The following is an 11,774-nucleotide window of genomic DNA, read 5'->3' as shown; positions in this document are numbered from 1 at the left end:
TATTGCGCGGTTCCACTCTGTTTAGAATAGTACAATGACTATTCTCCCTCAAACTGATAACGGTAGTTCACCGCTTCACTCTACTTATGTTCGAGCAAAGACTCAGAGGTGCATTTCAATGATCGTTTCAAAAGCTACTCTCAGCATTCATAGCTTTCTCTGTATTTCAAACAAGTCATTTACTTTCCTCATCAACGTTTTACATATTTATATGGTTATTATATACGAAAGGTGTAGAAAAAGACGAATGATTTACTCAGCAGTTAATTGATTTACTCGATGAACCACTGTATCTTTCCCTAAAAGCGTAATCGCATCCGGGAGTTCAGGACCGTGCGTCTGTCCAGTTGTCGCCACCCGAATTGGCATAAATAATTTTTTACCTTTAATGCCAGTTTCTTTTTGTGTACGCTTAATCGCTGCTTTTACTTCTTCTGCAGTCAACTCATCTAACGATTCTAGCTCCGTCTTGAAATGAGCTAACATCGCTGGTACATGCTCTTGATCTAGCACTTCTTTGCTTTCTGCATCATACGAAATATCTTTTTTAAAGAATAGTTCTGTTAATTCTACAATTTCAGCGCCATAACTTAACTGGTTATGGTAAAGGGCGATTAAATCTTCTACCCATTGTTTCTTCGTATCATCCATGCCTGGCTCCACACGACCTGCTTCAATCAAGTGCGGTAGTGATAAATCAATGACACGCTCTAAAGAACTCTCTTTAATATATTGATTGTTCATCCATTTTAACTTGCCTGTATCAAATACAGCAGGCGATGTAGATAAGCGCTCTGGGTCGTAAATTTCAATAAATTGTTCTTTTGTAAATAGCTCTTCTTCGCCAACAGGAGACCAACCTAATAGTCCAATGAAATTAAATAATGCTTCTGGTAAATAGCCTAACTGCGCATATTGTTCGATAAATTGAATAATGCTCTCATCACGCTTACTTAGCTTCTTACGCTCGTCATTTACAATGAGTGTCATGTGAGCGAAAGTTGGCACTTCCCAACCCAAGGCACGATACACCATCATTTGTTTTGGAGTGTTAGAAATATGGTCTTCCCCGCGTAGAACGTGAGTGATTTTCATTAAATAATCATCCACCGCACACGCGAAGTTATACGTCGGTGTACCATCTTTTTTCATAATTACCCAGTCACCAAAGTCACTCGAGTCGAATGAAATATTTTTCTTTACAATGTCTTGGAATGCGTACGTTTCGTTTTGCGGAACTCGAATTCTTATGCTCGGTTGTCTACCTTCCGCTTCAAAACGCTCTCTATCCGCTTGTGTCAAGTTACGGTGAGCACCTGAATACATCGGAACCTGACCATTCGCTCGTTGTTCCTCACGCTCTTGTTCTAGTTCATCTTCAGTCATATAACATTTATATGCTAAATCTTTTTCTAATAATTCATCCACATACTCTTTATAAATATGAATGCGTTCCATCTGACGATATGGTCCAAATTCTCCGCCAACATCAACACTCTCATCCCAGTCAATTCCTAACCACTTCAAATGTTCTAACTGGCCAATGTCTCCACCTTCTACATTTCTTTTTTGGTCAGTATCTTCAATACGGATGATGAATTTTCCTCCGGTTGAACGTGCAAATAAGTAATTAAATAATGCTGTTCTAGCGTTACCAATGTGTAAGTGCCCCGTTGGACTTGGTGCATAACGCACACGTACTTCTTCTGTCATTTTTATACCCCTTTCACTTCCTGCTTTACTTATCTGTTAACAAAATTACCGCTTGCGCAGCAATCCCTTCTTTTCTACCTGTAAATCCTAATTTTTCTGTAGTTGTTGCCTTCACATTAACTTGTTCAATGGATGCGTTTAAAAGCTCTGCTACTTTGCCACGAATCTCTTCTATGTAAGGCGCCATTTTTGGTGCTTGCGCGATTACAGTACAATCCACATTCCCTAATTTATATCCTGCTTGATCAACTATTTTCCATACATGCTTTAATAATTTTTTTGAGTCTGCATCTTTAAATTCAGGGTCATCGTCTGGAAAGTGTTTCCCGATATCCCCTTCGCCAATGGCACCAAGGGCGGCATCGGCAATCGTATGCAATAAAACATCGGCATCCGAATGTCCTAGCAAACCTTTTTCATAAGGAATCTCAACTCCACCGATGATACATGGCCTCCCATCGACCAATTCATGTACATCAAAACCTTGTCCAATTCGCATGGTTGAAGCTGACTTCCCTTCTGTTTTTGACTTATTTATTTGTAGCATATTTTCTGCTTTTTGTATATCTTCTGGGGTAGTAATTTTAAAGTTGTCGTAACTACCTTTTACTACTGTAGGACGAATACCAAGTGCCTCAGCAATAGAAACATCATCAGTAGCAACAAATTTGTTTTCATGTGCAAAATCATGGATCTTTTTTGCTAAGGAATAAGTAAAAGCCTGTGGAGTTTGAGCTGCATACAAATACTTTCTATCTAATGTTTTTACTTGTTGCTCGGTCACCTCTTTAATCGTATCGGTCACAGGTACAGCTAAGAATGCCGCTTCTGTATTTCTAGTCTGTTCATATAACGCATGTAGCTCCTGTTTCGAAACAAACGGACGTGCACCATCGTGGATAAACGTAATCCGTTCGTCCTTTAATGCCTCTATACCATTTCGAACACTATCCTGGCGTTCTTGACCTCCATGCACAAATTGTGAAACTTTTGACCAACCGTAACTTTTAGATAAATTACGAAAAACTTCCTCTTCTTGTGGTTGGACTACCAAACAAATTTCTTCGCACCACTCATCCTGCTCAAAAACTGCTACTGTATGCGCAATCAGTGGTTTTTGGTCTAGCTGAATTAGTTGTTTGTTTCTACCTGCCTTTAGTCGTTTCCCTTGCCCTGCTGCTAACATAATTACTTGATAACCGGGTTCCACCAAATAACACCTCGTTTACTACAAACCATTTTCCATACATTAAAAACATGACTGAAGAGGGTAAAACATTTATATGCTAAACCCTCTTAGTCACTCCCTATTATGAACCAGTCGATGCCTGTTTTCCGTTATGCTTTGGTTTAGCGAAAATCATTCTCCCTGCAGAAGTTTGCAAGACACTTGTTACAATCACTTCTACTTGTTCACCGATGTGACCTTTACCATCCTCTACGACAATCATCGTCCCGTCATCGAGGTAAGCGACACCCTGTTTATCCTCTTTACCTACTTTTATCACTTGAACAAACATCTCTTCACCCGGTAAGACTACAGGTTTCACAGCGTTAGCCAAATCATTAATATTCAAGACCGTCACATTTTGAAATTCAGAGACTTTATTTAGATTAAAGTCGTTCGTAACAAGAATACCATCTAATAATTTCGTTAGCTTCACAAGCTTGCTATCTACTTCTTGAATCTCTTCAAAGTCCCCTTCGTACATTTGAACATCCACAGGGACTTCTTTTTGCAGTCGATTTAATATATCTAACCCACGTCGCCCACGGTTTCTTTTTAACACATCCGATGAATCTGCAATATGCTGCAACTCTTCTAAAACAAAATGAGGGATGATGATCGACCCTTCTAAAAACTGTGTTTCGCATATATCAGCGATTCTTCCATCAATAATAACACTTGTATCAAGGATCTTAGGCTTTACATTACCATCACTTGAAGCCTTTACTCCTTCTAATTCTTCTTTTTCACTTTTTCGGTTAATCGTCAGTAATCCAACGAATTCATTTCTTCGTTTAAAACCAACTTGAAAGCCTAGATAACCCATGATAAAGGTTGTGAAAATTGGTAGCACTTCTGAAAGTAAGACGATCTCAAAGCCTTGCAAATAGATATTTACTAAAAATGCGATAATCAAACCAAAGATTAGTCCGAGGCTTCCGAATAATAAATCAGCAACCGGAGCCTTCACAAGTTTCTCCTCAATTAACTTTAAAAAATCCACAATATAATCCACTAACCAGAATGAAATAAGAAATAATATGATTGCACCTAACAATAAGCCAAAATAAGGAATTAACCATTGTGGACTGTCAAAACCAGCTAAAGCGGCAAGGTCGGGAAAGTAAAGGTACCCAATTACACCACCAGCAATTAATATAAACAGCTGTATAATACGTTTTAGCAACACTTGCACCTCCTAATAATTAATTGCCAACCTATTTAATCTATGAAATAAATTGGCAATTGTATAATTAATACTAAATTATAGCACAGCTTAATTATAATCGTCAAAATAAACTAATTATTTTATCAGCTTCTATAGAATGTGTCAATATTATTACATTTGATACATGTATGAAACATTTTATTCCAGTGTCTCTTTCAAGGCTTCTTGAACAGAACTAACTCCTACTAATTCCACGCCATCTGGAGCTTTAAGAGTTCCTAGATTATTGGATGGTAAAATAATTCGTTTGAACCCAAGCTTTTGTGCTTCGTTTACACGTTGTTCTATTCGGGCAACTCTTCGTACTTCACCGGTTAACCCGACTTCCCCAATGAATACATCATCTGGTCGAGTGGGCTGATCTTTAAAGCTTGAGGCGATACTAATTGCAACAGCTAAGTCAATTGCTGGTTCATCCAACTTCACCCCGCCAGCAACTTTTACATAGGCGTCCTGATTTTGTAGCAATAACCCTGCTCGTTTTTCTAAAACCGCCATTAATAAAGGGACCCTATTGTGATCCAACCCGGTCGACATTCTTCTGGAATGACCAAATTGTGTTGGAGAAATTAGCGCTTGGATCTCCACGAGTAACGGTCGCGTCCCTTCCAATGAAGCTACTACGGTTGAACCGGCAACTCCTTGTGAACGTTCTTCTAAGAAGATTTCAGAGGGATTACTTACCTCTACTAACCCTTCTTCTTTCATTTCGAAGATTCCCATCTCATGTGTACTTCCAAAACGATTTTTCACACTTCTTAAAATACGAAAGCTATGATGACGTTCCCCTTCGAAATATAGCACCGTATCTACCATATGTTCTAGAAGTCTTGGTCCCGCAATATTCCCTTCCTTCGTCACATGCCCTACGATGAAGATCGGAATACCCTTCGTTTTAGCAACTTTCATCAATGCACTCGTACACTCACGAACTTGCGAAACAGAACCCGGAGCAGAAGTCACTGCATCGTGGTAGACGGTTTGGATCGAGTCAATGACGACAAATGCAGGATTGGTATCTTCAATTGCATCAATCACATATTCTAAGTTCGTTTCCGCCATGATATATAGTTCACTTTGATCCACCACTAGTCGCTCTGCACGGAGCTTCGTTTGCTTTTCAGATTCCTCCCCAGAAATATATAAGACGTTTAGATCCTTCATGGCAATTTGCGCGGACAGTTGTAGCAATAAAGTAGATTTACCAATACCTGGGTCTCCTCCAATTAAAACTAAAGAACCTGGTACCACTCCTCCACCTAGTACACGGTTAACCTCCTCCATTTTTGTTGTGATTCGTTTTTCTTCATCGGAAGAGATGGATTGAATCTTCTGAGGTTTCTTACGCGTACGTTGTTGATCACTTCCCAGCGCGTGCCTTTCTGTTTTTTGAGACTGAACTTTTTCTTCAACCATCGTATTCCATTGGTTACAAACAGGACACTTGCCCATCCATTTTGCGGATTCATATCCACATTCTTGACAAAAAAACACCACTTTAGCCTTCTTCGCCACTACATTTTCCCCCTTATGTACAAGAAAAGCATAAAACAGCCGGACAAAATGTCGACCGGCTGTTTCATCCCTTTATTTCTCTGTCGTCTCCAATTGTTGTCTGGATGAGATATAAAATTCACCGTCATCATTTACATCAATTTCTACAGACTGACCAGTTTCCAGCTGACCTCTTAGTAATTCTTCTGATAAGAAATCTTCTACGTTCTTCTGAATCGAACGACGTAGAGGTCTTGCACCATATTCTAAATCCATTCCCTCATCAGCAATTTTCTTAATCGCAGCATCAGTTAAAGTGAAGTGAATATCGTTTTCTATTAAGCGGTCTTGCAATTGCTTCACCATTAGCTGCACAATTTCTCCGATATGCTCTTTTTCAAGAGAATGGAACACAATGGTTTCATCCACACGGTTTAAGAACTCCGGACGGAACGCTTTTTTCAATTCTTCCATTACCTTAGACTTCATTTGTGCATGATCTTGTTTATTATCTTCTAAACTAAAGCCAACATATTTTTGGCGGCGTAATTCATGTGCACCAACATTAGAAGTCATAATTACTACTGTATTACGGAAATCGACTACGCGACCTTTAGAGTCCGTTAGTCTACCGTCTTCTAGCACTTGTAGTAAGATATTAAACACTTCTGGGTGTGCTTTTTCAATTTCATCTAATAGGATAACAGAATAAGGCTTTTGACGAACTTTTTCTGTTAGTTGTCCGCCCTCTTCATATCCAACATACCCAGGAGGTGAACCGACTAATCGAGATGTTGCATGCTTCTCCATGTACTCTGACATGTCAACACGGATCATCGCGTCTTCATCCCCAAACATTGAAGTAGCAAGTGCTCTTGCAAGCTCTGTTTTACCAACACCTGTTGGTCCTAGGAAAATAAACGAACCGATTGGACGTTTTGGATCTTTAAGACCAGCTCTAGCACGGCGAATCGCTTTTGAAACAGCTTTTACTGCTTCATCCTGACCGATTACTCTTCCGTGTAATGTTTCTTCAAGGTTTAGAAGCTTCTCCGTTTCATCTTTTGCTAGACGAGATACCGGGACACCAGTCCATGTAGAAACAACATGAGCAATATCTTCTAGAGTTACTTCAGAGCTTTCCTGACCTTGTTTTTGTTTCCATTCATTTTTCGTTTTTTCTAATTCATCTTTAAGCTTCTGTTCTTTATCTCGTAAAGATGCTGCTTTTTCAAACTCTTGACTCTGTACTGCGGCATCCTTTTCTTTCTTCACTTCTTCAAGCTTTGCTTCCACCTCTTTTAAGTTTGGTGGCGCCGTGTAGCTTCTTAAACGAACTCTAGAAGCAGCTTCATCAATTAAATCAATCGCTTTATCTGGTAAAAAGCGGTCGGTAATATAACGGTCAGATAAACGTACCGCACTGCTAATTGCATCATCTGAAATGGTAACGCGGTGGTGCGCTTCATAACGATCTCTTAATCCCTCTAAGATTTGTTGCGCCTCTTCAGGAGTCGGCTCATCTACTTGGATCGGTTGGAAACGACGCTCTAAAGCGGCATCTTTTTCAATATACTTACGGTACTCATCAAGGGTGGTGGCACCGATACATTGAAGGTCACCACGTGCTAATGCAGGTTTTAAGATATTAGATGCATCAATTGCACCTTCTGCTCCACCAGCACCGATTAATGTATGCAATTCATCAATAAATAGAATAATGTTGCGAGCTTGACGAATCTCTTCCATTACTTTTTTCAAACGATCTTCAAATTCACCGCGGTATTTAGTACCAGCGACTACAGTTCCCATATCCAAAGTCATTACACGCTTATCACGTAAAATCTCTGGGATTTCATTATTGACGATTTGTTGCGCTAACCCTTCAGCAATAGCCGTTTTACCGACACCCGGTTCCCCGATTAATACTGGGTTATTTTTACGACGACGACTCAATACTTGGATAACACGTTCAATCTCTTTCCCTCTTCCAATCACAGGGTCTATATTGCCTTCTTTAGCAACAGCCGTTAAATCACGCGCCAATGAGTCTAACGTTGGCGTATTCGCATTGCTTGCCTGTTTTGGTTGCTTTTGGTTCGAAGTAGATTCATTGCTACCTAATAATTGTAGCACTTGCTGGCGCGCTTTATTTAAACTCACACCTAAATTATTAAAGACTCTCGCTGCCACACCTTCACCTTCACGAATCAACCCAAGTAAAATATGCTCTGTTCCTACGTAAGAATGATTCAGCTTTCGTGCTTCATCCATAGATAGCTCAATAACTTTTTTCGCACGAGGTGTATAGTGAATCGTTTGAGCGGAATTTTGACCAGTACCAATCAATTGCTCCACCTCTGATTGGATCTGCTCCGCTGTCACATTTAAAGCCTTTAATGATTTAGCAGCGATGCCGTCCCCTTCTTTAATTAAACCTAATAAGATATGCTCTGTTCCTATATTGTTATGCCCTAAACGTAGAGCCTCTTCTTGTGATAATGCTAATACTTTTTGTGCTCTTTCTGTAAATCTTCCAAACATCATCTTCCATTACCTCCTTGGTATATTAATATTGTTCTAATTGCAAACGTTCACGTATCAAGTGTGCTCGGAATGCATCGCGCTCTTTTGGATTCAATGCTTTTTGTGCATAGTGTTGCAAAAATCCTGGCTGTGTTAAGACCATTAATTCATTCAAAATATTTTTAGATACATTCTTAATGTAGCCTAGATCAATACCTAGCCGGACATCTGATAAACATTTAGAAGCTTCCTTCGATTCAATAATTCTACTATGGGCTAACACACCATAAGATCTAAAGATTCGATCCTCCAACTGTATACCCGATTGTTGCAATAGCCACTCCCTTGCACGTCGCTCGCTTTCTATCAATTGTTGAACGACACTTTTTAAGTCCTCTACGATCTCTTCTTCTGACTTTCCTAGAGTAATCTGATTAGATACTTGGAAAAGTTGGCCTAATGCTTCACTACCTTCACCATAAATCCCTCTAACCACTAAGCCTAATTTATTAATTTCTGGTACAATTTGATTCATCTTATTCGTCATGGTTAGTGCTGGCAAGTGCATCATTACCGATGCCCGAAGTCCTGTTCCCACATTTGTCGGGCAACTCGTGAGATAACCTCTCTGTTCATCAAAGGCATACTGCGTTCGCTCTTCTAGCCAATCATCAATTTGAGATGCTGTTTCTAATGCCTTGGTTAACTCAAAACCTGGATAGTAAAGTTGCAATCTCAAGTGATCTTCTTCATTAATCATAATCGAGGCTTGCTCATTTTCAGAAATAAGTGCTGCTCCCGTATGATTGTTTTCGGCTAAATGTGGGCTAATGAGATGTTTCTCTACCAACACACGCTTTTGAACCGGTTCTAACTCTGCCATTTTCACTAAATGAAACTGTTTAAATTGATTGTAAGATTGATTACTATACTCTTTTTCCATATGCTCTAATACTTTAATTAATGATTCTTGTTCGCCGCTAGTTGGAAATGCAGCATAATCAAAATTTCTTGCTAATCGAATTCGACTACTTAAAACAATATCGCTGTCGGAACCTTCTGTATTCATCCAAGGGCTGATTGCTTCGTTAATAAAGTCCTGTAATGACATTATTGATCACCACCCTCACGTTCTTCTTCTAATTCTTGCTTCAATTTATTAATTTGGTCCCGGACAGGTGCTGCTTCCTCAAAATTCTCATTTTGCACCAGCTGTTCTAATTGCTTTCGGAGCTGATCCAGTTCCCGTTGTTTATGCAAATTTCCACCTATTTTTTTAGGTATTTTACCAACATGTGTTGTATTTCCACTATGCACACGCTTCAAAATAGGATCTAAATAAGGATGAAACGTTTCATAGCAATTACTACAGCCGAACTTACCTTTTCGCCTAAAAGCTTGATAAGATAAACCGCATTTATTACAAACGGCATCTTCCGTACGTCTAACTTGCTGTTTTTGACTAATTGATTGGTCGAATGGAAACATGCTCGTTAAAAATTGATGAATAGAAAGGCCATTATCAGAGAAATTCATATAACCTTCTTCTTGTGCGCAACCTTCACATAAATGTGTTTCCTGCTTTTCACCATTTACAACTTGTTTATAATGAACAGCAGCTTCATGCTCCTGACACTTTTGACACATCATATAAGATCCCTCCTAACGATCATGCATTTTAATAGTCGTAATCAACTCTTGAAACATTCTCGAACGTATTATATCTCGATCAGGGACTGGGAGAGTAAGTAAATCTCGGTGCATTAATTTAGTCATCAAATGCAATTCTCTATCCGAAATTAAATCTTCCTGCCTTAAACGATCTAATAAATCAAAACTAACCTGTTGTGTAATTGGTTTATTACAAATGAGATGCATTTCATTTAGAAGTTCGTGCTTTGACTTGGGACGAAGTCGGATGATTCGAATGTAGCCGCCTCCTCCACGCTTACTTTCTACTAAATATCCCTTTTCCAAGGTGAAGCGTGTGTTGATTACATAATTAATTTGCGAAGGCACACACTCAAACTGATCAGCAATTTCACTTCTTTTCAGTTCTACCACATCACTATTACTTGATTGAATTACTTCTTTTAAATAAGCTTCAATCACATCTGAAATATTTCGCAACTCCATCCCCCCTTTTCTAAACAGCGTTTTAGAAGATTAGTTTTGACTTTGACTATCTTTGACTATAATTTTATTATACCCATAATATTGTTAGTTGCAAACATTTTGATTAAAGTTTTTTCAGTAATCAATATACCCTTTTTAAGTTAAAAATAGCCTGCAAAATGGAAAATAATACAAAGAAAACCCCCACTACAAAAGTGGAGGTATCAACCCTAAAGCTATTTATTATTTTCGTACACATATCTTACATGCTCAATTTTACTTACTTGATCAATGATTTCATTTCTATCAAACTCCTGATTCTTCTCTAATTCGATCAAAATCTTTCTGGAGTCACTACTTTCACTCTCGATTTCCATTTTACGTATCATTAATTCAAATTGATCAAATATTTCCAACACATCTCTTAAATGTACATCTTTTAAGATGATGATTTGAAAGTAACTATCTGATTTATTCTTCCGAAAGAAATTCTCAAAACTATTTAGGAAAATGAGACTTAACAAAACAACTATAGTTGCAAAAATAGCAAGCGGGTACATTCCCGCACCAACTACAAGTCCTAAGCCTGCGACTGTCCAAATAGAAGCCGCTGTTGTTAATCCACGAATTGTCATACCATGCACCATAATAGTTCCAGCACCTAAGAAACCAATCCCACTAATTACATACGAAGGGATACGTGCAGGGTCAAATTGAATCGTATCATATTGTGTTATATAAGGTTCAAACCCATAAATAGAGAGGAGCATCATAATACAAGCCCCTACGCCAACTAATATATGTGTCCGAAAACCTGCAGAGTGTTGTTTAAGCTCTCTTTCAAAGCCGATCAAGCCACATAAAACAGTAGCGAGAAGCACTCTAAATACCATTACATCGAAGTTTTCTCCAAGATATTGGGTGATAACCTCCATCTTTCTTCATCTCCCTATTTAAAACACATCATTACATTTATATGTGTAAGCTTATTATATATGAAGTGAACTATTTTTTCTTTTTATATTGTTATTAAATCATTTAAAACTACTTAGGGAGGTTTTCTCCCTATTTTTCAACTTATGAAAAAAAAGCCAAGAAGGACTACTTCTTGGCTTCGTACTATTAAAATTTGCCCGGCAGCGTCCTACTCTCACAGGGGAAGAACCCCAACTACCATCGGCGCTAGAGAGCTTAACTACTGTGTTCGGCATGGGAACAGGTGTGGCCTCTCTGCCATTGCTACCGGATCGTGTTGCTTTTTTAGAAGGAATGTACCTTCAAAACTAGATAAGAGTTTGTAACCAAGCGTCGAAACGTTTCACGTTCGATCGAAGTTAAGTCCTCGATCGATTAGTATTCGTCAGCTCCACGTGTCACCACGCTTCCACCTCGAACCTATCTACCTCATCGTCTCTGAGGGATCTTACTTGCTTGAAGCAATGGGAAATCTCATCTCGAGGGGGGCTTCAT

General features: G+C 38.9%; 9 protein-coding genes, 2 rRNA genes, 1 pseudogene and 1 other annotated feature (1 of these 13 running past the window's edge). All 12 genes and pseudogenes read right to left on the bottom strand.

Features of this window, described 5'->3' with window-relative positions:
- Positions 1-204: a binding site (T-box leader), on the bottom strand (it extends 15 nt beyond the left edge of the window).
- A 48-nt stretch (positions 205-252) separates the two neighbouring features.
- Entirely contained in the window at positions 253-1,713 is a 1,461-nt protein-coding gene (gene gltX, locus G532_RS0110465; RefSeq protein ID WP_027964772.1) for a glutamate--tRNA ligase, read from the bottom strand.
- 25 nt (positions 1,714-1,738) lie between these two features.
- The gene (ispF, locus tag G532_RS16260) at positions 1,739-2,212 is read right to left on the bottom strand and encodes a 2-C-methyl-D-erythritol 2,4-cyclodiphosphate synthase (RefSeq protein ID WP_245570139.1); all 474 of its coding nucleotides are present in this window, start codon (positions 2,210-2,212) and stop codon (positions 1,739-1,741) included.
- Between the two features lie 51 nt (positions 2,213-2,263).
- Positions 2,264-2,899, bottom strand: a pseudogene (gene ispD / locus G532_RS16255) (2-C-methyl-D-erythritol 4-phosphate cytidylyltransferase); the annotation flags it as partial.
- Between the two features lie 124 nt (positions 2,900-3,023).
- On the bottom strand, positions 3,024-4,127 hold the full coding sequence (locus tag G532_RS0110455) for a PIN/TRAM domain-containing protein (RefSeq protein ID WP_027964770.1): 1,104 nt from the start codon (positions 4,125-4,127) through the stop codon (positions 3,024-3,026).
- 180 nt (positions 4,128-4,307) lie between these two features.
- On the bottom strand, positions 4,308-5,621 hold the full coding sequence (gene radA / locus G532_RS0110450) for a DNA repair protein RadA (RefSeq protein ID WP_051189147.1): 1,314 nt from the start codon (positions 5,619-5,621) through the stop codon (positions 4,308-4,310).
- A 135-nt stretch (positions 5,622-5,756) separates the two neighbouring features.
- Positions 5,757-8,210 (bottom strand): ATP-dependent protease ATP-binding subunit ClpC, encoded by a 2,454-nt coding sequence (gene clpC / locus G532_RS0110445; protein ID WP_027964768.1) that lies wholly within the window; start codon positions 8,208-8,210, stop codon positions 5,757-5,759.
- A gap of 22 nt (positions 8,211-8,232) precedes the next feature.
- Entirely contained in the window at positions 8,233-9,300 is a 1,068-nt protein-coding gene (gene mcsB, locus G532_RS0110440) for a protein-arginine kinase McsB (protein ID WP_027964767.1), read from the bottom strand.
- Positions 9,300-9,839, bottom strand: coding sequence for a protein-arginine kinase activator protein McsA (mcsA, locus tag G532_RS0110435; protein WP_027964766.1), 540 nt, complete (start codon positions 9,837-9,839; stop codon positions 9,300-9,302). The genes mcsB and mcsA overlap by 1 nt, the downstream gene beginning before the upstream one ends.
- Before the next feature lie 12 nt (positions 9,840-9,851).
- Positions 9,852-10,319, bottom strand: coding sequence for a CtsR family transcriptional regulator (locus G532_RS0110430; protein WP_027964765.1), 468 nt, complete (start codon positions 10,317-10,319; stop codon positions 9,852-9,854).
- 221 nt (positions 10,320-10,540) lie between these two features.
- Positions 10,541-11,239 (bottom strand): MgtC/SapB family protein, encoded by a 699-nt coding sequence (locus tag G532_RS0110425; RefSeq protein ID WP_027964764.1) that lies wholly within the window; start codon positions 11,237-11,239, stop codon positions 10,541-10,543.
- Between the two features lie 196 nt (positions 11,240-11,435).
- Positions 11,436-11,551 (bottom strand): 5S ribosomal RNA (rrf, locus tag G532_RS0110420).
- A gap of 83 nt (positions 11,552-11,634) precedes the next feature.
- Positions 11,635-11,774: ribosomal RNA gene (locus G532_RS0110415) — 23S ribosomal RNA — on the bottom strand; the annotation flags it as partial.

Origin of the sequence: Halalkalibacillus halophilus DSM 18494, from assembly GCF_000423105.1 — a bacterium.
Classification (GTDB): Bacteria; Bacillota; Bacilli; order Bacillales; family Alkalibacillaceae; genus Halalkalibacillus; species Halalkalibacillus halophilus.
Note: the sequence above shows the minus strand (reverse complement) of the source record. Positions and strands in the feature narration are given on the sequence as shown.

Coding starts and splice junctions, on each gene's coding strand:
- gltX (WP_027964772.1), bottom strand. CDS start 1,713: ATGACAGAAGAAGTACGTGTGCGTTATGCACCAAGTCCAACGGGGCAC.
- ispF (WP_245570139.1), bottom strand. CDS start 2,212: ATGCGAATTGGACAAGGTTTTGATGTACATGAATTGGTCGATGGGAGG.
- radA (WP_051189147.1), bottom strand. CDS start 5,621: ATGGGCAAGTGTCCTGTTTGTAACCAATGGAATACGATGGTTGAAGAA.
- clpC (WP_027964768.1), bottom strand. CDS start 8,210: ATGATGTTTGGAAGATTTACAGAAAGAGCACAAAAAGTATTAGCATTA.
- mcsB (WP_027964767.1), bottom strand. CDS start 9,300: ATGTCATTACAGGACTTTATTAACGAAGCAATCAGCCCTTGGATGAAT.
- mcsA (WP_027964766.1), bottom strand. CDS start 9,839: ATGATGTGTCAAAAGTGTCAGGAGCATGAAGCTGCTGTTCATTATAAA.
- G532_RS0110425 (WP_027964764.1), bottom strand. CDS start 11,239: ATGGAGGTTATCACCCAATATCTTGGAGAAAACTTCGATGTAATGGTA.